This window comes from Proteus sp. NMG38-2 (assembly GCF_020640995.1).
Lineage (GTDB): Bacteria > Pseudomonadota > Gammaproteobacteria > Enterobacterales > Enterobacteriaceae > Proteus.
On sequence record NZ_CP085481.1, the window covers coordinates 3405045 to 3428412 of the forward strand.

The following is a 23368-nucleotide window of genomic DNA, read 5'->3' on the forward strand; positions in this document are numbered from 1 at the left end:
AATTTCCTTAGAGAGAGCGTAAGCCTCGAGAAGCGAGGACATCAGAGAGGTTTTGTTCCTGATCTCCACCATTCACCAATAATCGACTCATGCCTGTAAATAGTGCAACAGGACCGTCTATTTTGGCTTCAGGGGTTGATTTATTAGGGAAAATATTGTCGTTTTTATCTGGTTTAACCGTGACGTTCGACATCATCCAGTTCATAACCGGGTGTTGACCATGATGAAACTTACCCGCATAAACCAGTGCTTCAATCTCTTTCATGGATTCAGAAAAGTTACGCACCGTTTGTGCGACTTCTACAAGTGGAAGCCCTTCTTCAGCCAGTGATAAACTAAATTGTGTCGCACTCCACGGGTCAAAACCCAGTTCGTTTAAGTTCTCGCCAGTCACCCATTCAATAATTTCTTCTTTAATTTGAGCATGATCGACAACTTCACCATCGGTTAATGTGAGATGCCCCATATCAGCCCATTTGCGATAGAGTTCTGCCATTTGTTTAGAACAACGCTCAAGCCGGTCTTCGGGTAACCAAAACTTAAAATCAGCATGAACATGACCGTTATCGGGCTGTTTCCATACTTTAGCTGCCGCACAAATATCAATTTTATTAGCAAGGTCAACACCGACCCATAACGGATAAGTTTGTAATTCCTGTTGTGATGCGAGTTCAGGCGCACTATCCCACTTCATCATATCCATCCATGAAGATTCAGCCGTGACCCAAATATTCATGTGTTTAGTGAAGAAGTTAATCCGTGCAGAAACCTGCTCTTTGGCTTTCTTGGCTAGACGGCGTAAATCATCCCAGCGCTTACAAACACCGAGACCCGGATTCGCTTTCTGCCATACGGTTTCATTAAAGGGATCATCGTCTTTATCTAAGGTGTAAATAATCGCGAAAAACGAGTCATCATCCACTTGGCCACGAAGCACTTTAATACCGTAATCCCGTAGTTCGTAACAAATCCCCTCCTTATTAAAACCCGCAGTGGTGATCCCAAAAAGAAGAGACTGCAGACGCGCACCAGTGGCGGTTTCTAATACGTCCCACACATCACGAGTTTTGTGTGCATGTAATTCATCAACAATGCCACAATGAATATTTAAACCATCAAGGTTGTTGGCATCACTGGAAAGCGGTTCAAACTTAGAGGCGGTTCTTTCTTGATAGATAGCGAGTTTATTAAACTCAAATAAACGACCCAATGTCGCTTTGGACTTCTTCAACATGTTCTTCGCATCTTCAAATACGATACGAGCCTGATCACGCGTCGTAGCTGCTGAGTAAACTTCGGCACCGCCCTCACCATCAGCACCAGTCATATAAAGCCCAATCCCTGATGACAATGTGGATTTTGCGTTTTTACGTGCAACTTCGTTGTAAGCTGTGCGAAAACGACGGACAAAGACAACATCACCGTCTTCATCTACAACTTCTTTACCCGTTTGTTCATCAATTAACGGAATAACAAAACCAAAAATATTAATTAAGATAAATACATGCCAAGGCATTAAATCAATGGGTTTACCAGCTAATGCTCCTTTGACATGAGGAATAAAACTATAAAAATCAAGTATGTGCTGTGCGCGACCTTCAATGAAATAGATGCCACGTTCAGGCCCATGCTCTAAATCATTCAAAAACCGTTGGCACGCTAAACGTACCAGTTCGCACGCAACAATTTCTCCAGCAACCACCTGTTCGGCGTACTGAATTCCATCTGCTACGATTGCCATTCATCATTTGCGCTTTTTCAAAAATGCCTCAAAAGGATCTTCTTCGGCAGGAGTGTTCATAGTGACTTTTGCTCGAGAGGCGGGAGTCATACCAAATTCACTTAACATGGCACGAATACGTTTCCATGCGTCTGCCTTCATTGCAGCAGATGGATGCGCCTTTATCATCAATCCACTTTCTGTATTGTTTTTGTAGGTATAGCCTTCTTCATCGAGAACATCACAATGATGTCGATATTCAGTGTAAGCTTCGACGAGTAACTCCAATGCCTTGGCATCCATCTGACTCATGACACCCATTGCATCAAGTTCTTCAGCAATACGCTTAAACCAATACTTACCTTGCTTAGTGAAATGCTTCGGAGTTGGGGGTACCCCTTTTGGCGGTTTTGGCTCTTTTTTATTAATCGGTCGTTTTGATGGGTTCCCCCTCACCAATTGCAGATGTGACGGGGTTTTAGGCGGTCCAGCCATAATAGAAATCTCCTATCAATAATCGCTTGGGGTTCCCCAAAAAAAGTTTTCTAACCTGCGGTGATGTGAAAAGAGGTAAGGGGGCGGTCCTAGGTGGCGAGAGTGGTAGGGATTTTACCCGCCCCTCCCCTATGAATAATAGGGTTGCTTTAAGCTACGGAATTATTTCCCTTCCTTTGCGGTCTTAGTTCTATGACAGGGCCAGCACAGGCTTTGTAGGTTATCTTCCGCATCGGTACCCCCATGTGCTTTAGCAATGATGTGGTCAACTGTTTTCGCTTCGGTGGCTCGTCCTGACCTTAAGCATTCTTGACACAGATACTTATCACGTTTGAGTATGCGTGCTCGTAACTTATCCCATTGGGTACCATAACCACGTTGATGACGAGACTTACCACGCTGGTGGGTTTCCCATCCTAAGTTCTGATGGTCTTCACAGTAACCGTTACGTTCTGTTGTTGTTTTGGCGCATCCCTGTTTACGACATGCGCGAGGTATGCGGGGTGGCATATGATCTCCTATAACCTAAAGAGGATTATTCTCCTCTTTGATTTTAAAGGTGGGATTTCTCACCTTTACTTCTGACTGCACCACGTTTTGTTATTTAACTCACTCACAGCTTGTGCCCACGCTTGATGCTGAGTTTCCATTACTCTTTTTAACTCAGTGATAGCAATATCTTGACTATTGGCTCGCATGCGTAAATCTGCCAACTCAGCCTTAGCGTCCTGCTCTAGCTTATTACTGACAAGCACACCATTGAACACAGCCGAATTAATAAGGGCATCTTTAATAAAAAACTCACCTGAGGATTGAATGAAGAAAGGTGGAATTGATTTAGGTTTCATACCTACATCTTGCATCAGTTGTTTAATGCGAGTGAGTTGTTCTTCTAACTTATCTAACTCAGTTGTATCTACTGAGACTTTGTAAATCAGCTCATCTATCTCTTTTTTATCTGACATAATCTTCTCCAATAAAAAAGCCACCAGCTATTAACTGATGGCTATCTCTATAAACTCTATCAACGCCTCTCAATACATGATATTTATTGAATTTAATTACTATAATTACATCTATTAATTTAATAAAAAATCAATTCTTTGTAATGGATAATTACAGCATGTTATTTCATTGTAACCAAATGATTAATAAATAAATAATTTACACTCATGATATAAATTAGACTCACATCACTCTCGATAATTACTTTTAATGTTAATATATAGGCTTATATTCTTATGTGAGAATGCTAGTTTTTTGTTATAGATGTTTATTTCCCGAATGACCTTACATCAATAATAAAGCCTCTCTGACACACATTCAAACGAGGAGGTATTATGTATTTTTTATACACAATTATCGCTATTGTATTCTTGATTTCCCTCGCCACTACAAAATCTGACTCAAAGAACAAACGAAAATAAAATCCATTAAAATAATTAATTAAAAAAATAATCATACCCAATATAGCTGAATAACCTGTGTTAACTTATTATTTTTACAGAATATGTCTAAATAACAACGCGCTAGATATAAATATTTTTATCATATCCTTAGCAAATTTATTCGCCCATACTTTGGCAATATGTAAGCAGTCGTCAAACATTCGCCCTTTTCTACTTGCTTGAGAACTTCGACGATAATGATCTACCGCCATGTAACTTGCTCTACGACAAACAGGCAAAGAAAGATTGTTTTTTAAAAACTTACGTTGATTATTAACAGATTGGCTTACTAAATATTGGTAATCTATTGTTTTCTCACATACTAGTGAAAGCCCTGTGGGCGCCCAAACTCACAGGGTTATTTTTATATTGCGCTGTTTATTTAGGTAGGAGATAGATAAGAATAATCAATCTGGTATATATATTTACCTAAGCTATACTAAGTAGCTATCGCTACACTTTAATTGATATCTTGTTAGTATTGCCCAGCCTCCCGTGCTGGGCTTTTTTATTCTTTTGGAATGCTTTTATCCAGTTCTTCACGGAATTTAACTGGATTATCTGAACCTTCTACTGCCATGATATTTCTCCATTAAAAAGCCCCGCTATTGCGAGGTTTGTTTTGTTCTGCCTTATTGTTTGTCACTTAATTAGTGAAGCTGCGTATTCGATTAGATATAACTTCGGAGCTATTAGTATTTTCAGCCAAAAATTTAAGCTCACAACTGAAATGAGCACACCAATAAAAAGCAAGCCAAGTGGAAATGGTGTTCTAATGAAATCATACGAAATTGAACTCAGATTAAATCGAGCATCTCCATCATAATAAGTCCATAAAGCACCTTTTCGACGCTGGCGACCAGCCCATACGGGAATAAATATAGCGAATGCAATAGTCGCCAAGCCAAAAGCAAACCAAATGATACCCATCGCCATCTTCCATGCTAATAACTGACTAATAACTTCAGGAATTTGCGCCTGACTAAATGCCACCGCAGAATCGATACCACTAGATGCCTTTTCCAGTAAATCAATCAGCACCTTTGATGCTTGCTCGCTCATCGTAAACACTCCGTTTTAATGTAATCCTGTAAATACAAAGTTTGCTGCTCGTTCTCGACTATCATTTCTCTGAGACGTAGATAATCTTGTTCAACTGCTTTGCTAAGTCGTGCGGTGGCTTCATCGCTTCCGCTTTCGGTGGAATTCTTGGTGACTGCTGGACACTCGGCTTTGACATACACCCGCTTAGAACCAGAGCGAACAGCATCACGCAGACTATCAATTTCATTCTTTGCACTGGCTAACTCCTGTGAGTGACGAATATCGAGTTGATTTAATCGGGTGATACGTGCCTGATAGTCTTTGTTGATTTCGACTTGTTGAGATAACTGATTGGTTGCTGTGCTGTAATCTTTACTTAATTTGTCGTAGTCATCCATTACCCACCAAAGCCAGAATATAAGAATGAGAAAGCCACCAGCTAAAAGTTTAGTTAACATATTCATGGTTATTTCATCTCCTTGAAATCAAGGACACCTCTTTTCAAAAAAAAGAAAAAGGAGACTCTAAAACCGGAGGCTCCTCATATCAGTGCATGCAACCTTGCAGGCTGAATGCTTTTAATCTTCCCTTTTTTGTATCTGTTTCCATTTGAGCTAAATCTTCTAGGAGTCCTGATATTTCTTCTACAGCTTCATCCGTTAAGTTATGGTTAGGGAATAGAGAAATAATGACACTAGGTTCTGCCTCTGTGTTATTTTTCAACATGGATATGAAATGCATTGCGATATCAAAATCAGATAACATTCCTGCGCTATAGTAAGAAAGAAGGAAGCTCTGTAATGATTCTACGCCAAACCTAATGTCTCCTAATGAGGTTCTAAAAATAGGGCGGCAGTGCATAGCTACCTGCCTGATTAAGAACAATTCACAGACGATGTAAGAAACCGTTTTAATTTTCTTATCTAGATCATTTCCCCACATATCGCTCATTACTCTTCCCTTTCCATTAATGACACCAAATCAGGATCCATTTGAGCAATAATATTCAGCCTTGCCGTTTCAAGCATTTTCTTGCGTCCACCGACCCCCCAATTATTCATTCGTTTACCGCAGTAACTAAGCTCCCCCTTTTCATTACTAATTTGTAAATCAAGACGATTTAGCTTAGTCATATTTGAAATTCCATTAAGCGTTGCCTCACGGAATGTTTCATACACACTGATTTCAAATTCGGGCTTAATCCATGCGGCATAACGGATGGCAAGAAGTTCAACAGCCCAGACACCTTGTTCATTACCACCATTAACAACCTTAAGTGACTGATTTTCTTTCAGACGACTTTTTTGTCGTCTGGCATCAAGAGCCAAAATAAAGCGCTTAACTGATGCACTTCTAACAAATTTATTCGGTCGTTGAGATTCATCTGCCTCTCCTTTTAGCACAGCAGCTGCATGCAGATCATTTAGGTTATATCGACCTACGTTATCAACTCGTACTGACACACCATTAATTATGACTTTTGGGTGTTTCATTGCATATTTCCTATAGAAAGGGAGCCTGTTAGCACAGAAAAGCCGCCCCAAGAGAGCTTGCCAGCTATAACGGCAGTTCTCAGGCTCACTTTCTGTAGGCTCTTGGTTATTTAAATGTGCGTGCTATGCACAGAACGTAAACGTAAATACAAAAAAGCCCCGCAAATGCGAGGCTAGGAGATAGGATTAATTATTGAGTTAAAGTAACAACCAAGCATCTTCAAAGACTTTATCTGTGTAAGGTTGATAGCCCAACTCAACGCCCACGATTGCTTTTGCTAAAGAGATAGCAACTGACTTTGATTGAGTATCTATCTTGTCATTAATACCAACACCAATCTCTTTTGATGCACGGCTAACATAACCATTCGTGTTGTTCTCAACTGGCGGTGCATACTTATTAATAATTGCTGATACTGAGTTCAAACCATATTTACGTTGATATGTTTGAGTTAGTTTATAAATTGCTCTGATGCCATACTCAGGCGACTCAAAGACACAGAATCGAGGGTTAGGAACTCCCGTTTCAATTCCGACTAAACCTTTCCATTTATTACGTGGGTTATAGTCAATGTTGCCTGGGTTGTTATTGCGTTCACCGCGTGCTGGTTTAGTCATTTTTCAGTCCTGCCTTACCCTTAATGAGTTTACTTAATCCATCCACACCGACATACCCAATGAATACACTAGCCAGATATGCCAATTCATGATTAAGGCCAAGTAGCGTCAAGAGGTCTTTTACAAACCATGCAAACAACGCACACATAGCACCATCAAATAACGTTTTCTTCCAGCCACCGCCGTTGTACTTACCACGCAGAATTGCCATGCCAGTTGCTAGTGACGCGCTAATTCCTTGCTCCTTATGAGCGGCGATAACTTGGAATACTTGATCCCAAAACTCAGGGGTTTCTTTCATATGATTCATACTCACCCCCTATTTGGAGGAATTAGTTAATAGAACGCCGACTCACAGCTCTTGTGTGAATGTGATAACGAGGGTAATTGTTCTGTGGTCGGCATATACGAAAAAAGACCGCCTAAGCGATCTTCAAAATGAGTTGCTCGGAATAACCGAACATGTGAAATAGCGTTATCGGAATTCCGACATCGGAACAATATCAATAACTTAAACTATGTTACCCTCATCAATGAAGGTAACACCCTCGAATTCGGGGGAATTAAAATAGAAAGCCCCAAGTGTATCGCAAGCCAGATTTCTCCGTTCTGCGTAGTGACTATGAGGGCACTATTATGAGATTGTGGAGGAAGGCTATTTAATCCTTCGTCGGTTTCCAGATACTCTCAGGGGCTTAGCCTAATCCGCAAAGGCCGCCTCTGGATGGTGTGCGGTACATCCGACAGTCCATACACTGCCGATCAGTCTCGGCGTTCTCCACAATGGTTAAGGCGCCTTCTCCATGCAGTGCAAGGGTGATTTTACTCACCAAAAGACACCTTACCATTGCAGATAACAAAAAACCCCGCCGAAGCGAGGTTTTAAAAAAAACTATCAATAATCTCACGATATATGGAGTTTTATGAGTAATAACGTTTTCAGTCTGTGGGATTAATATTTCCAGACTTCTTGAGCAATCTCTTTTACTAATGCAATTTTATCCCATTGTTGCTCTTCAGTTAATGCATTCCCTTCTTCAGTTGATGCAAATCCACATTGAGTACTTAAACATAGTCGATCTAATGGTACGAACTTACTAGCTTCATAGATTCGCTCTATTACTTTTTGTTTACTCTCTAACTCTCCAGTTTTTGAAGAAATTAATCCCAGAACAACTTTTTTATTGCCTGAAACATAAGATAACGGGGAGAAATCACCAGCTCTATCTGTATCAAACTCTAAATAATATGCTGATACATTTTCTCTTCCAAAAAGGATCTCAGCAATCGGTCCATAGCCACCACTAGCGGCCCATGTAGAACGATAATTACCTCGGCAAACATGTGTTGTTAACACTAAATCTGATGGTGCGTTTTTAATCGCTTCATTATTCAAATAAACAAGCGTTTCCGCTAATGAGTTTATATCATTGCTTATTACAGTATGATCTGAATGGCATGAGCAACTATTTACACTTTCGCTCTCAGCAATACCTGAGTTGTGATATCGAGAATCAACCATCATACCCCAAGTACAATCATCTAATTGCAAATTGCGACACCCTACAAGATATAACTCTTTTATGAATTCTTGATAAGCACCAATAATATCGTTAATTAACTCATCTTTTGAAGGATAAATTGCATTAGTGCTATCTAAATTCTCTGGTCGATAAAGCTCTTTGAAAAATTGAGCTGGTGCAGGGATCGTTAAACGAGGAACAATATTATCCTCAGCAAATTTCAACAAAAATGAAAAATGTTCAATAAAAGGGTGGTTATTTCCAGATATTTTTCCTGTTAATCGAGCCGTCTCTGGACGAGTTTCAATACCATCGAATGAATATCCTTTAGATAAAAAGGCTTTTTCAACGCCGTTTAATCCCCACATAAAGTCTAAATGCCACCAGCTACGACGAAACTCACCATCGGTAATAACATGTAATCCGGCTTTTTTCTGCTTTTCTACTAACTCAATGATCGCTTTATCTTCTATTTTTTTTAATTCATGGCTAGAAATAGTGCCATTAGCATAATCGCTACGCGCTTTATGTAGATATTCAGGTCGAAGGTAACTACCAACGACATCAGCTTTAAATGGAGGGATGTTAGTGCTCATTCAATATATCCTATATTTTCTTATTAAGAATTTTGCTACCAAACATAGCATTAATAAAAAAAATGGATATTGAAACTATTTCATATTTAATATGAAGCTATTTCATTTTAAAAATTAAAAGCGCAGACAAAGAGAATAACCAATAAAAACACAAAACCTCACTTTAAATGAGGTTCATAAGCTAGTTGACCTTGACGTCAGTCTTATCACAATATCATCATTTTTACGTACGTAAAGTTTTTATATGATTTTTTCTACATATCGATCCATTTCTAAGGAAACATCTAGCATCATTAACATACCTTCTATTATTCCTTCTGCCTTTTGTAATTTTTTACCTATATGCCCATCAGAACAATTGTGCTTGTTAGCAAGTTGCATAAATGTCATTCCGAATAAGTAATAATCAAGCAATAGATCATGCATATCACTATTCTTTTTATTCAATTGCGCCATACAACTAGAAATAATTATTGCATCGTCTTCACAGCATTGAGGACGAGCTTTAACCTTGCTTGGTATTAATCCACTAAATCCCGCAGCAATCGAATACCATTGAACCGACTCTGTATTATCTGCCGACCATGCACCCCATCTTTCTAATACCTGTTGTATATCACGCATTACGCCACTTCCTTATGTTGTCTTGAAAATACTAACTCTCTTACCTCACAAGCTTCTGTTAGCATGTCATTAAAATCACCATTATCAGGCCATCTCACACTGACCGTTTCTACATCATTATTAGAAAGTAGGTTTTTATGTGCGCACTCCATAGCAGCTGCATGACCTGCCGCATTCCAATCCATATCTGTAAAGATAACAAGGTGGATAACACCTTTTGGTGCTTTGAACTTTTTCATGAAGTTAGTATTGATGACCGACCAAGTATTTACACCATAGAGTTGCTTACAAGAAAGTGCGGTCTCTATACCTTCAGCAATGCCAAGTGTAGTATCGACAGGAAACATTCTTATCGCGACAGATTCTGCATACTCTAAATAATTGTCATCCTGCACAGCAGTCATTTTCTTCACAATATCAAGAGGTGCTTTTTTATCCCCTTGTAAATACGTTCTATGTAAATAACAGAGTTGCCCTTTAGCATCAGTAGCTAGTGACCAGATAGCTTGAAATTTGTCAGAACTATTACGAACAGGTTGATGATCACAATAACGGACGTTATCAAGTGGTAACTCAAAAACACCTCGATTCTGCAAATACTGCATGGCTGGTGTATTTTTAAGTATGGGTAGTTTGGAATAACAGCCCGTAATACGTTGGAATAAATTATTCTTATTTATTTTAGTTGGCAAAATAGCTTCTTTTTCTCGCTGATTACCAATCAACACATCAATTTCATCTGCTAATGTTTTAAAGTCTTTGCCTTGTGTTCTTTCTAACAATTGAAAACCGTTACCCGAACCACACGTACAGATGTAGGTTCCTCGCCCGTCTTTATCATCAATACGAAACTTTCCTTTTTGTCCGCAGATAGGGCATTTCCCTTTAAAGTGCTTACGCCCTGTTATAGGAGGTAACCCATAATGTGCAAATATTTTTGCCCATTGCCCTTTTACGGCATCAATTGTATTCACAGTAAACCTCCTTGCTGTGGCTGGTGGCTAATTTGAGTGCGTAAATTTTGAATATTGACTTGCGCCTTCTTGCGAGACTTAGCAAAGGCGATTTGTTTGTATTTAATGAAATTACTCACTTCAGGTGTGATTTCTTGTGGCGTATTGTGAAAACCTTGTGGCCATACACCAAATTTATCCTTGAAGGTATTAGCAACCCAGCCATCACTGATGGGCTTGCCCTGTGTCGCACGCTGATTCTGGTAGTATTTCAATTGAGACCACCAGCTTTGCTTATCTTCTCGAGTGTAAGTGCGCTCTTTTTTATTCAGTTTTTTAATGTTTCGGCTAGTATCAACATCGATATCTTCACCCACTAAAGGTTTAAACCCACATTTAGGGCAAACATAAACACCTGCAGGTTTCATGTAATGGCAAGAGGAACATTCTTTCGGTTTCTTCTCTCGTTTTTCTTGCTCTCTGCTAGACGAAGATTCACTCATACCGTCGTTTTTGGTAGGCAGTTCGTCATATTCAATATCATCGGGATAACCTAAGCGGTGAACTGAGCCGGAGTGATCAAAAATAAGGCAAGTCTCTTTTCCTGGTGCGGTACGTAATCCCCTTCCAATAGCCTGACACCAACGAATCTCTGATTTAGTTGGACGGGCGTAAATAATGCAACGGACATCACTATCAAAGCCGGCAATCAATGTTCCCACGCTCACAAGCACCTTGGTCGCGCCTTGCTCAAACCGATGAATAATGATCTGACGCTCATCATGTGGCGTATCTGCAGTGATCACCTCAGCATTCACACCTGCACGATTAAATTCGACGGTGGCAAAATTGGCATGACTGACTGTGACGCAAAAGCAAATCGTAGGTAGGTTTCGACCATTCACCAACCAGTTATCAACAATATCCCCCACCAAATCAGCACCACTCATAATTTCAGCAATCTCAGCTTCTTTGTAATCACTACCAAACTCTGCGTTGCTGGACGATTTCACTTTTGATAAATCGGGTTTAGTTGGTGCATAGAACTCGTATGAGCTTAAATCACCACGTTTGATTAACTCTTTCATGGTGGTGGGTTTGATTAGTGTTTCGTAGTAATGACCAAGAAATGGCGCAAAAGGCGTACCGGACAAACCAATTACCTTGAATTCACTTTCACTGATCACTTCTAATATTTTCTTACGACGCAAATGCGCCTCATCGATTATGAGTAAATCAATGTTGTCTGGAAAATCTCTACGAATAATAGTATCTGCTGACGCTATCTGAATTAAACGGGTCGGATCGTAATTAGGATGATCGCGCCATACATAGCTAATCTCTTCGGCTGGCAAGCCATACTCAATAAAACGACTGGCTGTTTGATCAATCAAAATTGTGTAAGGAACAAGAAACATCACTCTCATTCCACGCTGAATATGTCCATCAGTAATAAACGCAGCTAATGCCGTTTTTCCGCTTCCTGTTGGGCTATAAATCATGAATGTTCTATTTTGCTTCCATGCCTGACGTAACATCGTCAATCCGCGTTCCTGTGCAAAATTTGGTGTGATTGTTAACATGGCATCACCTCTGCTTTGCTTTTTACTCTGCGAAAGGTATAACCTCGATGACTTTTCATTCGTCCAGTTACACATCCGTAAACTGCCGAATGATCAAAACCAAATTCAATCAGTGATTTTTTGCCTTTAAAGCTTAATGTTTTAAGTGTTTTTTTATTTGTAGCGATTATGGTGCCTTTGAATTGCTCATTATCAGCACCTCTAACTACCTTCATCAGACCAGTTTTTATCGCGTGTTGAATATTTTCTAAGGGAGTAACCCACTCTAAATTATTAGCGTTGTTATCTGTTTTCACTCCATTTTTATGATTCACATAAGGTGCTTCATTTGGATTTTTAATGAATGTAAGCGCTATTAGACGATGTACAGCAAATTGCTTTGCAATCCCTTTAAAATGGAAATTTACAGTTAAATACCCATCCTTTCGCATTCTAGTTTTTAACAGCTTACCTTTTATTTTTCTTACCTTAATAACGCCTGATGTACAGCGATCTACACTACGAACCCGCCCGAAATTACTTACTTCATAACTCTGACTAAAATCAGGAATAGCGACAGGTAACCATTTCTCCAATGATAAATTCATGTCATAATGCTTTCCGGTGATTTGATTATTCATCATTTCCCTCCAAAGAAGCCGAGTCTGCATTCCCGTCGAAAGTTGTGCTACTCGGCTTTTTGCTGTCCCCAACTGGCTCAAATGTTGCGGGTAAGGTAAAAGATCCTTTCTTGTGTGAAGCCCCTGCATTCAATCTAAAGCGAACACCTTTAGTTACAGTGCTATTCTCAGCCATAAACAAGGCATTCTTTTTCCCATCAGCATAACCACCCCAAAAGCCTTCTGGATTAATTTCATAAACTTGCTTAACTCGGCAACGCAAATGCCCCGCCTCTTTTAGCGCAGTGATTGAACGATACACAGCACTACGAGAAAGCCCTGTATCAGCAATGATTGATTTAATATCTGTCATTGCTGCGCCTGAACTGCGATCCATAATTTTGATTAAATGGATATAGAGTCGTATCGCGCTAACATTTCCTTCTTCAGCAAGTTTTGAGATTAAATCTAAGCCTGAATCGTATGCCTGAATGAAGCTCAATCCCTTGCCTTTAGGAAGCTTTAATGATTCAATACGTTTACCAACCTCAGATTTACCCATTCTTAAAACTCCTTGTAACTTCTTGTTTTTAATAACATTCCCAGCTATGACACTAAACGTCCCGTGTGGTGGGATTTTTGGGGTACTTAAGTTATTGATTTTATTCATTTTTTAAAGTCTCCCTTTTATTATCTATATGTCTATGTACTCGTAGACTCGATCTTGTGTTGACCTTGACCTTTGTTTTTGTTGTTTAACTCATTGCAAACATTGAGATTTTTCCACAGCCAATGGACAGAGCCATAAAAACATTGGTTAAATTTAAGCCTCTCCCTTGGCATTGCTTACTAAATCGATAACGGCTTTGCTGTATACCCTTGCATTGGTCTCTGATAATGCTCGACAAACTTTCTCAGTCTCACATTGGCTTCATGACGAGCTTTGTTAGCCTTACGGTAGGGAACTTGTTCACGTTCCCATTCCGCTTGATATACTTCCGAATATTTAATTAATGCCTTCTGCCGATTAGTTGCTTTTAACTTCATCAGTTGTTCCTGAATCCATTTGGCATCATCAGGGAAGTAGTGATCAGGCATCGGCATGTTGATTTGGTGCATGAGAGTTTCCTTGATTCTTCATGGCATTAGACTCATAACCATATTTAGAGGGGAACAAATCATCCAGGGAGCAATTACTACCTAACTCATTAAAAGCAGCTACGATTGAACGACAGTCACAAAGGCTTGGAGTCCTGATACCTAGTTCATAATTGGATATTCTTGACTGTCCCCAGCCTAAATGTGAGGCAAGTTTTGCTTGTGATATTCCAAGCTTTTTACGTTGCGTTGAAATTTTATTCATATTTTCCATCCATTATTTTTATATACATTAAACACAAAATGTGTTTATTATGCAATCACATTTTGTTTGATTACTTTATTCACGTTTTGTGTTAAATAATGGCTATGAAAAAGATTAATGAAATTATCGGGGAGAGATTGAAATCTATCCGCGAATCTAAAGGTTTTAGTCAGGCTCAGTTGGCAAAACTGTGTGGATATTCGTCTGCGTCACGAATAGGAAATTATGAGCTTGGTGAGAGAAAAATTAGTGCTGACGATGCATTAAGAATTAGTGAGATCCTAGAAGTATCCCCTGCAGAGTTGATGTTTGGCTCACAAAGCGAACAAGTTATAAGTAATTATCAATACCCTCTCTTCACTAAGGTACAGGCTGGAGCTTTCTCAACAGAATTTAACTCATACACTCAGAAAGATGCTGTGTCGTGGATACCGACAGCTAAGAAGGCCAGTGAGCGTTCTTTCTGGTTAGAAGTTGAAGGTCAATCAATGACAGCACCACCAGGAGGTAAGCCAAGTTTTCCTGAAGGAATGCTAATTCTGGTTGATCCTGAGGAAGAAGTAGAGTTCGGTGACTTCTGCGTTGCTCGTTTACTAAATGATGAGTTCACATTCAAACGACTGATTAGAGATGGTGGAGTTGAGTACCTAGAGCCATTAAACCCTCGTTTTGACCTGATCCCTATTAACGGGAACTGCACAATCATAGGTAAGGTAATCAAGTCACAATGGCCTGACGACACGTTTTAGGAGGAAATATGGCGTTTAACAATATTGAGATAGCAAATATTAGACGGTGTATGGAATTTTTCATGGAAAAACGCCGCCCAGCAGAGCACCTAAGGGATGAATTAGATTTACAGTATCGTATCGAGGACGACTCAGTAATTATCTTTGAAATTAGGCAACTAATATGGAGTGATGGCAAAGTAGAAGAACCTATAGCAAAAATCACACATAATAAATATTCGAATTCATGGTCTCTGCTTTGGATGGATAAAAATAGTAACTGGCACAACTGCGATGAAAAAATGTTAGGTAGTTTCTCTGACGCTATTAAGCTCGTCGAAGATGATGTACAAGGCTGCTTCTTTGGGTGACGACACGTTTTAGGGTGAGCCCCATTAAAATAAATAAGGATATCAATTGGATAACAATAAACTAGCAGTAATCAATCCCCAAGGGGAATTAGAATTATTTCCAGTGAAAGAAGTTGAGTTCGATGGTATCCAGATGGGAATAATGAATGATGGCACTCCGTATTTAACATTGAGAGGGCTTTCTAGATTATGTGGAGTAGATCATAGAGCTCTTGGTAGGTTAACAACCAACTGGCTTGAAGAAAGAACGAAACCGAGAGGAAAGAAAATTGACTCAATCCTTAGAGGAAAAGGGTTAACGCTCTCCAGCCTATATACTGTTCTTAATAATAATACCGGTGAAGTATATGCATACTCCGATCGCGTATGCATGGCCATATTGGAGTATTACGCCCTTGATGCAGATTCATCTGCATTTGATAATTCTGTAGCTAAGAAAAGATATAGAGACTTAGCCGAATATAGCTTAAGACGCTTTATTTTCCTCAATCTTGGTATTGACCCAGAAAACCCATTACGTAGTGCATGGAAGTGCTTTCAAGAGAGATTGCAGCTAAATGCAAATATACCATTCGGGTATTTTTCTATTTTTAGCGAAATGGCAGATCTAACACTGCGGATGATCAATACAGGGTTCAACCTTGGGCCAGCCTCAATACCTGATATAAGCATTGGAATAACCTGGGGAAAACACTGGGTAAAAAATGACTTATGCAGTAAATACGGAGAAAGGACAAAGCACCCGCACCATTATCCTGATTGGTTCCCTCAACACAAAGCAGGAGCTATAGAAGCGTGGATATATCCAGATGACGCATTAGGTGAGTTTAGGCGCTGGTTACAGAAAATATATTTACCACAAAAATTCCCTGCATACATAGAAAGCAAAATAAAAGATGGAGCAATACCGAAGGTGAATGCAGGAAATTTACTGACGCAAGTAAAAAAACCAGAGCTGCCAAACAAACACTAACCTCCCAGCCCTCCTCGCGAGGGCTTTTTTATGCTAAAAATATATTATTCACAATAGCCATTCGCATCTGTAAGGACAGAATAATGAAAAAATTAACAGTTTTGGCAGCTACCATTATACTCGCTGGGTGCTCTACTACGGGAAATAAACAGGTAGGAATGGCAAACCCTGCCTCTGTGTACTGCGGTGAAATAAGCGGAAAGCTGGAAATAGTTAACACAGATAAAGGTCAAGTAGGATACTGTACATTACCTTCTGGTGAAAGAATTGAAGAGTGGACTTTGTATCGAAGAGATCATAAGTAATACCCTATAGCCCCTAACGGGGCTTTTTTGTACTCTCCCCTCCAAAGAAGTGATCTGCATTCCAATCTGAGATTTATTTGAAAATAAATTATCTGAAAATACAATAAATTAAATTAAAAACCGCAATAAAAACACAAAATGTGATTGCAATAAAAACACAAATATGTGTTAATAAAAACACAAAACGTGATTAAAGGATTTAAATATGTCCATTTTACATTCTACTGCAATCCCTAATTTACCGAAACCTGACATGCATACAGGCGTAATGTTACCTATGTTCTTGTTTCGTTTTTGGACTAAAACAGAGCATCCAGAGAAAAAGGAAGTTATGGCCACCAGCGCAGAACAAGCTAAAGAATTACTCGGTGGTAACGTTGTTTTCTCTGCACAATTTCCTTGCGAGGCTTAATTATGGCTCACGAACTCAACTTAGAATCTGTTGCAAAAAAAAGCTCTCAATTAAATGCACTGTTATTTCAACTAAATAATCTTCGAATTCCTGAAAGCCCTGATGTTGAAACTTTAATAGAACTAGCGCATGAATTATCTGGTGATGTTGTTAACTGGATTCTTGAAGAAAATGCACAGAGAGATAGCAATCATGGCAAAAGAAATTAAGTCTGATTTAGGTAAGTACGAAGATACATTATACAGAGTCAAATCATTTCTAGAAACGGCGCAATTTCTCTCTCGTAATGAGGAAGAACGAGCAATTCAACTTAGCTTATTATCTCAAGCAGAAGATGAAATTAGAGAGGCCCTAGGTTATGAATAACACTGAACTAAAGCAATCCGCTTGTGATGAATTACTTTATGCAACTTCTATTTTAAATCTCATTATCAATGATAACGTAACACCTAGCGATAATATGTTTAATGCGATTGAATCAGCAGTAGCCAATATAGAAAGAGCTAAAGAAAGTGTATCGAATATTAATACTGATAAATCACCAAAGCCTATCGGTGAAATTAAAATCAGTGATAACGATACAATTGAAACGGCTGTCGGGTGCATTTTAAATACATTAGAAACTGCAATTAATTTAAAAGTCTCTGAAGAAAGCGGTCACATTAAAAATTACGATATTCAAATTACAAATTTAATCCAGTCAGCCAAATTAAATTTAGAAACCATTTATGAAAAAGTAAGTTTCACGGAGGCTTAATGAATATTGATGACTTAGTTACTCTTCCTGATTTAAGTAAATTAACAGAAGGTGAACTGGGTAACTTAAGAGGTAATTTAGATTTAGCTATCGATTCACTTGTTACAGGAATGAATATATTCGGTGAGTTTATGTTTTGGGCTGATGCTAATGAAAATTATCCCGATGGTAAAGATCATCTTGGGGATGTGGGATTATTTGTAAGTCAGCTATCGTCATTTATATCAATATTAAATGACAGACTTGGTGGAATTGAATACGAAATATCAAATCGAAAAATAAAAGGAACAAGAAAATGAGCAGACAACACGAAGCTATTGAGAAAGCAACTGACAATCAAATTACTATTGCTATGCGCCCTGTTTATATTATTTCAGGTGCTAATCGTGCTTACTTAAGTGAGCGTTCAGCATTAAATAAGCTAGCAAATATCCTCACCGAGCGTGAACTTCATAAGGCAGGCATTGAGACTAACTATGAAGGTGAACAATGCGAACTTGAAAATGGCACAATCGCTTTTAAGCGTGGCGAACCTACCGAACACTTTATGGATCGCAAGGAAGCTAAACTAACCGAACTCCAAGAGCGATTAAAGCAAGAGCGTAATATTGAACGATTACAAAAAGAATATGCTAAAGCTGTCGCTAAATATGATGATGCAGAAAAAGAAGCTGATAGACTATATTACGAATTAAATAATGCTTTAACCAATAAATAAATTATCCACTAAATAAAAATTAATTATAGCGTTCATGCTAGGGATTGCTGCGCTCTAAATCAGGAGTAAGCAACATGGATAAAGTTAATTTACTTGAAGTAAGAAGAAAGCGTTTTATCAACTCAGTGCTTATTTATATTAAACAAAATGGAAAGAAAGCTGAGTTTAAATCAAAGTTAAATAATAAAACTGTTATTACAGAAATTAGCTTTGAAAATTTAAATAATTTCTTCCGTGATGTCTATGAAGAAAAAGATTGCCGTCAACGTTGTAAGTGGAGTGATAAAGATATCTACAATACTTATGAATGGTTATATAACTTAAATGGCTCGATTTCTGATATGGGTAAATTCATGATTGATTATATTGTTGAGTATTTACCTCCTTACTTAAATGGAGAGGAATATAAATATCATGACGTATTCTGAATTCATGAAAAAAGGTAAGCAATTAGAGGGGAAAGGATTTTATAGACGCGCACTAGAGCAATATAACCAAGCTTTTATTATCGCAGATCCACCAGCTAAAGGCGCAATGAGTTATCAACAAAAAATAAGTAATCAATCATCTAAGCGTTGTTTAGATAAAGCCAAAATTAAAATACCGGGTGGCATGTTATGAATAGTAAAAAAATGACAACAAATGAAATCATCGAATATTTAAAAGAAAAAGGTTTCCCTGCTTCCTTATTAGATAAAGAAGCTATTAAGTCAAATCGTAAATTAACACCAGAAGAACAAGAGATATTTGTTAAGCACATTGTTGATAATTTAAGAACGATTGTAGCAAATAAATATTTAATCTCCTGTGTAACGCGATTCGGTCCTGGTCTTAATGAGCAGTTTTCATTTAGACACAAAAATATTGTTGTCGATTTGGATTTAAAAATTATCGAGAAGCTACTCATTGTAAAAGTTGAGTCAGTCATTCTCGATCAGTCAGGCGATGGCGTATTCGCCCTGTTCCGTTTTTACGAAGGTAACAAAGCAAAAGGCGAAGAAGGTGATAAATGGATGCAAGACATGCTTGATCAACTACTCATCAATAGCGCCACTTTGCTTATCTCACAAGGTAAAAGTCAATTAATACACTAAGGATAGTCAATATGAATAATTTAATTAGCACCAATGCGTCAATGACCTCTAAAGAGATCGCCGAATTAGTTGGTAGCCGTGAAGATAGTGTTAAAAGAACTATCGAACGGTTGGCAGAGAAAAATGTTATATCCGAACCACCAACGGTGGATGGGATTAAAGCAGCAAACGGAACCACTCCACTACATTATGTTTTCACAGGTGAAAAAGGTAAACGAGACAGTATCATTGTCGTTGCGCAACTGTCCCCAGAGTTTACAGCTCGGTTAGTTGATCGCTGGAAAGAACTTGAAGATGAACGAGTCAAACCAAAATCACAAGCAGAAATTATTGCTGCTATGGCGCTGGCTAACTTAGAAAGCGAACGCCGTATATCTCATGTAGAGCAAAAAGTTGAACAAGTGAATGAAGTCGTTGAGCAAATAAAACAAGGAACGATCCCTGTAGGTTGGATTGGGTACTCTCTGGCGAGAACTAAATCAGGTATGACGGTGGATAAATGCAAAACACTCACCAAACAGTTCAATGTTCGCAAAAATAAAATAACTATTCTTACGCCCGAAGGTATGCCTAGGCCTATGGCCATTATTCATGAAGCTGATTTTATATCTGCATTCAAGGCAATGATGAGTGAAGCCGAAAAACGTGGCACTCGCTGGCATCATCCTAAAATGGGATTGTTTCAGGCAATTGGCTGGGAGGGTAAATAATGGCTTATTTTACTGATACTAGTAATGGCGTTATTTCTGATGATGGTGCTTTAATATCTTACTCTGAAGCTGTAACAGCCCTTGAATCAGGTCAATACGATAAAGAGTTATTGAAAGGTTTATATTTAGCCGCTGCAGTCATGGGTAAGTTAGCTGATGAACCTGAAACATTAACACCTGAACAGAGAATTTCTGTCTGGCGCTGGGTGGTAGCAACTTGCTTTATTCGTGAACTACAAGAAAAGAATGGCACCACTGAAATTCGTAATGAAGAAGGCGGTGTTGATCTTGCCACTATTTACAGTAACGGAGAAAACGCTTTAACCATTTACCCAACTTCTTTGCGCCTTTGTCTTGCAAGCCATTTTGAAAGCATTCTTATCGAAGAGTTAGGGGGTATCTATAAAGATTATTGTCCTGACTTCATCATAAAAGCCTATATCGGCTTTCTGGACATCTCCCTTGAACATGGTCCTCGCCTATCAGAAAAAGGACGTGAAGGGCTCTGTATTCTTCATGATGATTATATTCGCGAGTTAGAAGCTAATAACGGATTTCTAGCTATGCCAACTATGCACTAAGGACGGTAAAAAATGACAACTAAATTACCTTACATCGAGACAAGCCAATTAAGAGCTGCACTTACATTATTAAAAATGAGTGATGATGTTCGTCTTGTTACTAACTGTGTACATATCAACGCTGAACATATCGAAGTGTCTAATGGGCATGTAGTATTACGCATGAAACACAACTCTGAATTCAGTGATGATATTGTTATTCAATTTGATGAAGCAATTCCTAGCGATGCTGAATATACACATATTAAATCATATGACGATGGTTCTTATGTCGCTATTCATTATAAGCAAGAGAAGGATGAAAATTTCTATCCCTACTATAAAACAAAACTCACTTTAATCAAAGATAAGTACCCGTCATTTAATCGTCTTTTTGAGCAGGAATTTATTAAAGGTGAAGCACCTTTATTGCAGTCCATGTATTTAGCCTTGCCTTATCTACTATTTGGCCGTGTTATTACGGGAATGCTGAAAACAAAAGATAGCAAAAGTGTGCTTTTCGATTTTTCACTTCTGACAAAAAAATCATTTGGTGATCCTAAATTACTTGTATTAGCAGTGGCTGATAATGCTTTTGATATTGCTGATAAAGTTTACAGCTTAATTAAGGATGATGATTAATGACAACTTTAGATTTCAATCTCGTTAGTGTCATCAAAAATGCAGGTAGTGATCCCGGTGATATAACTGATGCAGTCTGGAAAGCCGGTTATCGTAAAACAGATTTTACCACTGAGCAGATCATTGATATTGCAGTAAGCATGACGGGTGATTCTATTTGTTTAAAATTACCCCATGACACCTTACCTAAGACTTTAGATGACATCAGTAAATATCATTTAAACGATATCATTTTTGATGCCCATTGGGATAACCCACCAGCGACTATCGCACAGTGCATTATGGAGAACGGGTATAGGGAAGGAAATAAAAAATGACAACTGTGACTCGATACATTAAGTGGAAGGAAATGATCCAGTTAACTGGCAAAAGCAAACCTACAATTTGGAGAATGTACGCAAAACGAAATGAGTTTCCCAGACCAGAAAGAACAAAAGGTGGTACGTTTTTAGGCTGGCCAGAACATGTCTATGAAGAGTGGGTTAGAAGTGAAAAACTGTAATGCTAACTTGACCCGTTACTTGACCCGCATCTCTTGCGGGTTTCTTTTTAAAATCTTGTAACTCATTGATTTTAAATGGTACGCCCTACAGGATTCGAACCTGTGACCTACGGCTTAGAAGGCCGTTGCTCTATCCAACTGAGCTAAGGGCGCCTAGAAGAAATTAGACGTCAGCAATCACTGCTGATAACGGGTGTGAATTATACGTTCAACATTCTGAGAGTCAACGATTTTTCAACGATATCAAACTATATGGTCAAAATATGGCAAGTATTCGACTGACAGATTGCTCTTGATCTGACAAAATAGAGCAATACCGTAATTGAATAATTTGGATGTATAGATGTCAGCAAGAATTATAGATGGGAAATCGATTGCGCAGACCATCAGAAGCGAAGTTGCCGAAAAAGTAAAACAACGTATTAATACAGGAAAACGAGCGCCTGGTTTAGCTGTTATTTTAGTGGGTGATAACCCAGCATCACAGATTTATGTCGGAAGTAAACGCCGTGCTTGTGATGAAGTTGGTTTTATTTCTCGCTCTTATGACTTACCTGATACTACCAGTGAAGCTGATTTATTAAACCTGATCGACCAGCTTAATGAAGATAACACGATTGATGGTATTCTCGTTCAACTCCCCTTACCTGCCGGAATTGATAACGTTAAAGTACTAGAACGTATTCGCCCAGATAAAGACGTGGATGGTTTTCATCCTTACAATGTTGGTCGCCTATGTCAACGTGCACCAAAATTACGCCCTTGTACGCCTCGCGGTATTGTCACACTGCTAGAACGTTGTGATATCCCTATGAATGGTTTAAACGCGGTTATTATTGGTGCGTCAAATATTGTGGGTCGTCCAATGAGCCTAGAGCTCTTACTTGCAGGCTGTACAACAACGGTTACTCATCGTTTCACTAAAGATTTACGTTTTCATGTTGAACACGCTGATCTTGTGGTTGTCGCGGTAGGTAAACCTAACTTTATCCCCGGTGAATGGATTAAACCTGGTGCTATTGTCATTGATGTCGGTATTAACCGCCTTGAAAGTGGTAAAGTGGTGGGCGATGTTGAATTTGAAGTCGCTTCACAACGCGCAGGTTGGATTTCGCCAGTCCCTGGTGGTGTCGGTCCAATGACTGTTGCCACACTTATTCAAAACACTTTACAAGCATGTGAAGAGTATCACGACCCTGAAACAGGAAATAATTAATCAATGGAAACATTTCAATTAGATGGGCACGACTATGTCGAGCTTTGTGATTTATTAAAACTTCAAGGTTGGACAGAAAGCGGTGCTGCTGCTAAAAGTGTCATTGCTGAAGGCTTAGTTAGCGTTGATGGCATAGTTGAAACCCGTAAGCGTTGTAAAATCGTTGATGGAAAAATTGTCACCTTTGGTGAGTTCTCGGTCAGTGTCAGCAAATAATCAGCAAGTCAGTTAAAATTAAAAAGTGCTGCTACCCTAAGTGGCACTTTTTTTCTTTTGAACACTTTTCTTCTTTTTTCCTCTGTTTTTCCTTATTTAATCATC

The 23368-nt window shown here is 38.7% G+C and carries 38 protein-coding genes and 1 tRNA gene; 20 read left to right on the plus strand and 19 right to left on the minus strand.

All coding sequences use genetic code 11. The features are described from left to right. Positions 1–7: 7 nt before the first annotated feature. From LG402_RS16175 to LG402_RS16260, 18 genes are all read right to left on the minus strand, one after another. A complete protein-coding gene (locus tag LG402_RS16175) occupies positions 8–1741 on the minus strand; it encodes a terminase large subunit (RefSeq protein ID WP_227335950.1) in 1734 nt (577 codons plus the stop codon). 3 nt (positions 1742–1744) lie between these two features. Continuing rightward, positions 1745–2215, minus strand: a complete 471-nt coding sequence (locus LG402_RS16180; RefSeq protein WP_099660116.1) for a phage terminase small subunit P27 family — start codon at positions 2213–2215, stop codon at positions 1745–1747. Between the two features lie 162 nt (positions 2216–2377). Next, positions 2378–2725, minus strand: coding sequence for an HNH endonuclease (locus LG402_RS16185; RefSeq protein WP_115349553.1), 348 nt, complete (start codon positions 2723–2725; stop codon positions 2378–2380). Positions 2726–2790: 65 nt separating this feature from the next. Further along, the gene (locus LG402_RS16190) at positions 2791–3180 is read right to left on the minus strand and encodes a hypothetical protein (RefSeq protein ID WP_227335951.1); all 390 of its coding nucleotides are present in this window, start codon (positions 3178–3180) and stop codon (positions 2791–2793) included. A 1125-nt stretch (positions 3181–4305) separates the two neighbouring features. Further along, positions 4306–4725: a hypothetical protein gene (locus tag LG402_RS16195; RefSeq protein ID WP_161681352.1), complete on the minus strand. Its 420-nt coding sequence runs from the start codon at positions 4723–4725 to the stop codon at positions 4306–4308. Then, complete coding sequence (locus tag LG402_RS16200; protein WP_227335952.1) at positions 4722–5171, minus strand: lysis protein; 450 nt, start codon at positions 5169–5171, stop codon at positions 4722–4724. The genes LG402_RS16195 and LG402_RS16200 overlap by 4 nt, the downstream gene beginning before the upstream one ends. Before the next feature lie 82 nt (positions 5172–5253). Further along, entirely contained in the window at positions 5254–5658 is a 405-nt protein-coding gene (locus tag LG402_RS16205) for a hypothetical protein (protein WP_227335953.1), read from the minus strand. After that, a complete protein-coding gene (locus LG402_RS16210; protein ID WP_198630278.1) occupies positions 5658–6200 on the minus strand; it encodes a KilA-N domain-containing protein in 543 nt (180 codons plus the stop codon). Before LG402_RS16210 ends, LG402_RS16205 begins: the two co-directional genes overlap by 1 nt. 198 nt (positions 6201–6398) lie before the next feature. Further along, a complete protein-coding gene (locus tag LG402_RS16215) occupies positions 6399–6818 on the minus strand; it encodes a structural protein (protein ID WP_159363449.1) in 420 nt (139 codons plus the stop codon). Continuing rightward, on the minus strand, positions 6811–7128 hold the full coding sequence (locus tag LG402_RS16220; RefSeq protein WP_036934638.1) for a phage holin, lambda family: 318 nt from the start codon (positions 7126–7128) through the stop codon (positions 6811–6813). The genes LG402_RS16215 and LG402_RS16220 overlap by 8 nt, the downstream gene beginning before the upstream one ends. 642 nt (positions 7129–7770) lie before the next feature. After that, a complete protein-coding gene (locus LG402_RS16225; RefSeq protein WP_036934641.1) occupies positions 7771–8937 on the minus strand; it encodes a 5-methyltetrahydropteroyltriglutamate--homocysteine S-methyltransferase in 1167 nt (388 codons plus the stop codon). Positions 8938–9177: 240 nt separating this feature from the next. Further along, positions 9178–9561: an antiterminator Q family protein gene (locus LG402_RS16230; RefSeq protein ID WP_075673909.1), complete on the minus strand. Its 384-nt coding sequence runs from the start codon at positions 9559–9561 to the stop codon at positions 9178–9180. Then, on the minus strand, positions 9561–10535 hold the full coding sequence (locus LG402_RS16235; RefSeq protein ID WP_088207091.1) for a toprim domain-containing protein: 975 nt from the start codon (positions 10533–10535) through the stop codon (positions 9561–9563). The genes LG402_RS16230 and LG402_RS16235 overlap by 1 nt, the downstream gene beginning before the upstream one ends. After that, positions 10532–12097 (minus strand): DEAD/DEAH box helicase family protein, encoded by a 1566-nt coding sequence (locus tag LG402_RS16240; RefSeq protein ID WP_036934646.1) that lies wholly within the window; start codon positions 12095–12097, stop codon positions 10532–10534. The genes LG402_RS16235 and LG402_RS16240 overlap by 4 nt, the downstream gene beginning before the upstream one ends. After that, positions 12091–12717: an NUMOD4 domain-containing protein gene (locus LG402_RS16245; protein ID WP_052038442.1), complete on the minus strand. Its 627-nt coding sequence runs from the start codon at positions 12715–12717 to the stop codon at positions 12091–12093. The genes LG402_RS16240 and LG402_RS16245 overlap by 7 nt, the downstream gene beginning before the upstream one ends. Then, positions 12710–13258, minus strand: a complete 549-nt coding sequence (locus tag LG402_RS16250) for a replication/maintenance protein RepL (protein WP_036934649.1) — start codon at positions 13256–13258, stop codon at positions 12710–12712. The genes LG402_RS16245 and LG402_RS16250 overlap by 8 nt, the downstream gene beginning before the upstream one ends. Positions 13259–13545: 287 nt before the next feature. Beyond that, complete coding sequence (locus tag LG402_RS16255) at positions 13546–13815, minus strand: hypothetical protein (RefSeq protein WP_227335954.1); 270 nt, start codon at positions 13813–13815, stop codon at positions 13546–13548. Next, the gene (locus LG402_RS16260; RefSeq protein WP_115350914.1) at positions 13787–14059 is read right to left on the minus strand and encodes a helix-turn-helix transcriptional regulator; all 273 of its coding nucleotides are present in this window, start codon (positions 14057–14059) and stop codon (positions 13787–13789) included. The genes LG402_RS16255 and LG402_RS16260 overlap by 29 nt, the downstream gene beginning before the upstream one ends. Positions 14060–14163: 104 nt before the next feature. On the opposite strand from LG402_RS16260, the gene LG402_RS16265 reads away from it, so the two are divergent. The 18 genes from LG402_RS16265 to LG402_RS16350 all read left to right on the plus strand — a co-directional run bounded on the left by LG402_RS16265 (position 14164) and on the right by LG402_RS16350 (position 21831). Further along, positions 14164–14808: a LexA family protein gene (locus LG402_RS16265; RefSeq protein ID WP_227336979.1), complete on the plus strand. Its 645-nt coding sequence runs from the start codon at positions 14164–14166 to the stop codon at positions 14806–14808. Positions 14809–14870: 62 nt separating this feature from the next. Further along, the gene (locus tag LG402_RS16270) at positions 14871–15158 is read left to right on the plus strand and encodes a DUF3024 domain-containing protein (RefSeq protein WP_227335955.1); all 288 of its coding nucleotides are present in this window, start codon (positions 14871–14873) and stop codon (positions 15156–15158) included. 46 nt (positions 15159–15204) lie between these two features. Next, on the plus strand, positions 15205–16131 hold the full coding sequence (locus LG402_RS16275) for a hypothetical protein (protein ID WP_052038444.1): 927 nt from the start codon (positions 15205–15207) through the stop codon (positions 16129–16131). An 83-nt stretch (positions 16132–16214) separates the two neighbouring features. Then, positions 16215–16436 carry a DUF333 domain-containing protein gene (locus LG402_RS16280; RefSeq protein ID WP_036934656.1) on the plus strand — a complete coding sequence of 74 codons (222 nt, stop codon included), beginning with the start codon at positions 16215–16217 and terminating at the stop codon, positions 16434–16436. A gap of 205 nt (positions 16437–16641) precedes the next feature. Next, the gene (locus LG402_RS16285) at positions 16642–16848 is read left to right on the plus strand and encodes a hypothetical protein (protein WP_115350913.1); all 207 of its coding nucleotides are present in this window, start codon (positions 16642–16644) and stop codon (positions 16846–16848) included. 2 nt (positions 16849–16850) lie between these two features. After that, complete coding sequence (locus LG402_RS16290; protein WP_115350912.1) at positions 16851–17057, plus strand: hypothetical protein; 207 nt, start codon at positions 16851–16853, stop codon at positions 17055–17057. Continuing rightward, positions 17041–17214, plus strand: a complete 174-nt coding sequence (locus tag LG402_RS16295) for a hypothetical protein (RefSeq protein WP_181879867.1) — start codon at positions 17041–17043, stop codon at positions 17212–17214. Before LG402_RS16290 ends, LG402_RS16295 begins: the two co-directional genes overlap by 17 nt. Further along, positions 17207–17605, plus strand: a complete 399-nt coding sequence (locus tag LG402_RS16300; protein ID WP_115350911.1) for a hypothetical protein — start codon at positions 17207–17209, stop codon at positions 17603–17605. The genes LG402_RS16295 and LG402_RS16300 overlap by 8 nt, the downstream gene beginning before the upstream one ends. Next, positions 17605–17904: a hypothetical protein gene (locus LG402_RS16305; RefSeq protein ID WP_036934667.1), complete on the plus strand. Its 300-nt coding sequence runs from the start codon at positions 17605–17607 to the stop codon at positions 17902–17904. Before LG402_RS16300 ends, LG402_RS16305 begins: the two co-directional genes overlap by 1 nt. After that, positions 17901–18323: a hypothetical protein gene (locus tag LG402_RS16310; protein ID WP_227335956.1), complete on the plus strand. Its 423-nt coding sequence runs from the start codon at positions 17901–17903 to the stop codon at positions 18321–18323. The genes LG402_RS16305 and LG402_RS16310 overlap by 4 nt, the downstream gene beginning before the upstream one ends. Before the next feature lie 74 nt (positions 18324–18397). Next, positions 18398–18751, plus strand: a complete 354-nt coding sequence (locus tag LG402_RS16315) for a hypothetical protein (protein WP_072070107.1) — start codon at positions 18398–18400, stop codon at positions 18749–18751. Continuing rightward, complete coding sequence (locus tag LG402_RS16320) at positions 18738–18944, plus strand: hypothetical protein (protein ID WP_052038446.1); 207 nt, start codon at positions 18738–18740, stop codon at positions 18942–18944. Before LG402_RS16315 ends, LG402_RS16320 begins: the two co-directional genes overlap by 14 nt. Continuing rightward, positions 18941–19417, plus strand: coding sequence for a hypothetical protein (locus tag LG402_RS16325; RefSeq protein WP_036934671.1), 477 nt, complete (start codon positions 18941–18943; stop codon positions 19415–19417). Before LG402_RS16320 ends, LG402_RS16325 begins: the two co-directional genes overlap by 4 nt. Positions 19418–19428: 11 nt before the next feature. Continuing rightward, on the plus strand, positions 19429–20127 hold the full coding sequence (locus tag LG402_RS16330; protein ID WP_036934672.1) for a Rha family transcriptional regulator: 699 nt from the start codon (positions 19429–19431) through the stop codon (positions 20125–20127). After that, positions 20127–20708: a hypothetical protein gene (locus LG402_RS16335; RefSeq protein ID WP_036934674.1), complete on the plus strand. Its 582-nt coding sequence runs from the start codon at positions 20127–20129 to the stop codon at positions 20706–20708. The genes LG402_RS16330 and LG402_RS16335 overlap by 1 nt, the downstream gene beginning before the upstream one ends. Positions 20709–20720: 12 nt before the next feature. After that, positions 20721–21329 carry a hypothetical protein gene (locus tag LG402_RS16340; RefSeq protein WP_036934676.1) on the plus strand — a complete coding sequence of 203 codons (609 nt, stop codon included), beginning with the start codon at positions 20721–20723 and terminating at the stop codon, positions 21327–21329. Continuing rightward, the gene (locus LG402_RS16345; RefSeq protein ID WP_036934679.1) at positions 21329–21646 is read left to right on the plus strand and encodes a hypothetical protein; all 318 of its coding nucleotides are present in this window, start codon (positions 21329–21331) and stop codon (positions 21644–21646) included. Before LG402_RS16340 ends, LG402_RS16345 begins: the two co-directional genes overlap by 1 nt. Next, a complete protein-coding gene (locus LG402_RS16350; protein ID WP_072070108.1) occupies positions 21643–21831 on the plus strand; it encodes a helix-turn-helix transcriptional regulator in 189 nt (62 codons plus the stop codon). Before LG402_RS16345 ends, LG402_RS16350 begins: the two co-directional genes overlap by 4 nt. Positions 21832–21907: 76 nt before the next feature. On the opposite strand, the gene LG402_RS16355 is transcribed toward LG402_RS16350, so the two are convergent. Further along, positions 21908–21984 (minus strand) — tRNA-Arg (locus LG402_RS16355). Positions 21985–22174: 190 nt separating this feature from the next. On the opposite strand from LG402_RS16355, the gene folD reads away from it, so the two are divergent. Both folD and ybcJ read left to right on the plus strand, forming a co-directional pair. Continuing rightward, positions 22175–23047: a bifunctional methylenetetrahydrofolate dehydrogenase/methenyltetrahydrofolate cyclohydrolase FolD gene (gene folD / locus LG402_RS16360; RefSeq protein ID WP_109409607.1), complete on the plus strand. Its 873-nt coding sequence runs from the start codon at positions 22175–22177 to the stop codon at positions 23045–23047. Between the two features lie 3 nt (positions 23048–23050). Further along, positions 23051–23263: a ribosome-associated protein YbcJ gene (gene ybcJ, locus LG402_RS16365; protein WP_109409606.1), complete on the plus strand. Its 213-nt coding sequence runs from the start codon at positions 23051–23053 to the stop codon at positions 23261–23263. The last annotated feature ends 105 nt before the right edge of the window (positions 23264–23368 follow it).

Bases quoted from the DNA above. Each gene is read 5' to 3' on its own strand.
- LG402_RS16175 (WP_227335950.1), bottom strand. From the start codon at position 1,741: ATGGCAATCGTAGCAGATGGAATTCAGTACGCCGAACAGGTGGTTGCT.
- LG402_RS16180 (WP_099660116.1), bottom strand. From the start codon at position 2,215: ATGGCTGGACCGCCTAAAACCCCGTCACATCTGCAATTGGTGAGGGGG.
- LG402_RS16185 (WP_115349553.1), bottom strand. From the start codon at position 2,725: ATGCCACCCCGCATACCTCGCGCATGTCGTAAACAGGGATGCGCCAAA.
- LG402_RS16190 (WP_227335951.1), bottom strand. From the start codon at position 3,180: ATGTCAGATAAAAAAGAGATAGATGAGCTGATTTACAAAGTCTCAGTA.
- LG402_RS16195 (WP_161681352.1), bottom strand. From the start codon at position 4,725: ATGAGCGAGCAAGCATCAAAGGTGCTGATTGATTTACTGGAAAAGGCA.
- LG402_RS16200 (WP_227335952.1), bottom strand. From the start codon at position 5,171: ATGAATATGTTAACTAAACTTTTAGCTGGTGGCTTTCTCATTCTTATA.
- LG402_RS16205 (WP_227335953.1), bottom strand. From the start codon at position 5,658: ATGAGCGATATGTGGGGAAATGATCTAGATAAGAAAATTAAAACGGTT.
- LG402_RS16210 (WP_198630278.1), bottom strand. From the start codon at position 6,200: ATGAAACACCCAAAAGTCATAATTAATGGTGTGTCAGTACGAGTTGAT.
- LG402_RS16215 (WP_159363449.1), bottom strand. From the start codon at position 6,818: ATGACTAAACCAGCACGCGGTGAACGCAATAACAACCCAGGCAACATT.
- LG402_RS16220 (WP_036934638.1), bottom strand. From the start codon at position 7,128: ATGAATCATATGAAAGAAACCCCTGAGTTTTGGGATCAAGTATTCCAA.
- LG402_RS16225 (WP_036934641.1), bottom strand. From the start codon at position 8,937: ATGAGCACTAACATCCCTCCATTTAAAGCTGATGTCGTTGGTAGTTAC.
- LG402_RS16230 (WP_075673909.1), bottom strand. From the start codon at position 9,561: ATGCGTGATATACAACAGGTATTAGAAAGATGGGGTGCATGGTCGGCA.
- LG402_RS16240 (WP_036934646.1), bottom strand. From the start codon at position 12,097: ATGTTAACAATCACACCAAATTTTGCACAGGAACGCGGATTGACGATG.
- LG402_RS16245 (WP_052038442.1), bottom strand. From the start codon at position 12,717: ATGAATAATCAAATCACCGGAAAGCATTATGACATGAATTTATCATTG.
- LG402_RS16250 (WP_036934649.1), bottom strand. From the start codon at position 13,258: ATGGGTAAATCTGAGGTTGGTAAACGTATTGAATCATTAAAGCTTCCT.
- LG402_RS16255 (WP_227335954.1), bottom strand. From the start codon at position 13,815: ATGCACCAAATCAACATGCCGATGCCTGATCACTACTTCCCTGATGAT.
- LG402_RS16260 (WP_115350914.1), bottom strand. From the start codon at position 14,059: ATGAATAAAATTTCAACGCAACGTAAAAAGCTTGGAATATCACAAGCA.
- LG402_RS16265 (WP_227336979.1), top strand. From the start codon at position 14,164: ATGAAAAAGATTAATGAAATTATCGGGGAGAGATTGAAATCTATCCGC.
- LG402_RS16270 (WP_227335955.1), top strand. From the start codon at position 14,871: ATGGAAAAACGCCGCCCAGCAGAGCACCTAAGGGATGAATTAGATTTA.
- LG402_RS16280 (WP_036934656.1), top strand. From the start codon at position 16,215: ATGAAAAAATTAACAGTTTTGGCAGCTACCATTATACTCGCTGGGTGC.
- LG402_RS16285 (WP_115350913.1), top strand. From the start codon at position 16,642: ATGTCCATTTTACATTCTACTGCAATCCCTAATTTACCGAAACCTGAC.
- LG402_RS16290 (WP_115350912.1), top strand. From the start codon at position 16,851: ATGGCTCACGAACTCAACTTAGAATCTGTTGCAAAAAAAAGCTCTCAA.
- LG402_RS16295 (WP_181879867.1), top strand. From the start codon at position 17,041: ATGGCAAAAGAAATTAAGTCTGATTTAGGTAAGTACGAAGATACATTA.
- LG402_RS16300 (WP_115350911.1), top strand. From the start codon at position 17,207: ATGAATAACACTGAACTAAAGCAATCCGCTTGTGATGAATTACTTTAT.
- LG402_RS16305 (WP_036934667.1), top strand. From the start codon at position 17,605: ATGAATATTGATGACTTAGTTACTCTTCCTGATTTAAGTAAATTAACA.
- LG402_RS16310 (WP_227335956.1), top strand. From the start codon at position 17,901: ATGAGCAGACAACACGAAGCTATTGAGAAAGCAACTGACAATCAAATT.
- LG402_RS16315 (WP_072070107.1), top strand. From the start codon at position 18,398: ATGGATAAAGTTAATTTACTTGAAGTAAGAAGAAAGCGTTTTATCAAC.
- LG402_RS16320 (WP_052038446.1), top strand. From the start codon at position 18,738: ATGACGTATTCTGAATTCATGAAAAAAGGTAAGCAATTAGAGGGGAAA.
- LG402_RS16325 (WP_036934671.1), top strand. From the start codon at position 18,941: ATGAATAGTAAAAAAATGACAACAAATGAAATCATCGAATATTTAAAA.
- LG402_RS16330 (WP_036934672.1), top strand. From the start codon at position 19,429: ATGAATAATTTAATTAGCACCAATGCGTCAATGACCTCTAAAGAGATC.
- LG402_RS16335 (WP_036934674.1), top strand. From the start codon at position 20,127: ATGGCTTATTTTACTGATACTAGTAATGGCGTTATTTCTGATGATGGT.
- LG402_RS16340 (WP_036934676.1), top strand. From the start codon at position 20,721: ATGACAACTAAATTACCTTACATCGAGACAAGCCAATTAAGAGCTGCA.
- LG402_RS16345 (WP_036934679.1), top strand. From the start codon at position 21,329: ATGACAACTTTAGATTTCAATCTCGTTAGTGTCATCAAAAATGCAGGT.
- LG402_RS16350 (WP_072070108.1), top strand. From the start codon at position 21,643: ATGACAACTGTGACTCGATACATTAAGTGGAAGGAAATGATCCAGTTA.
- folD (WP_109409607.1), top strand. From the start codon at position 22,175: ATGTCAGCAAGAATTATAGATGGGAAATCGATTGCGCAGACCATCAGA.
- ybcJ (WP_109409606.1), top strand. From the start codon at position 23,051: ATGGAAACATTTCAATTAGATGGGCACGACTATGTCGAGCTTTGTGAT.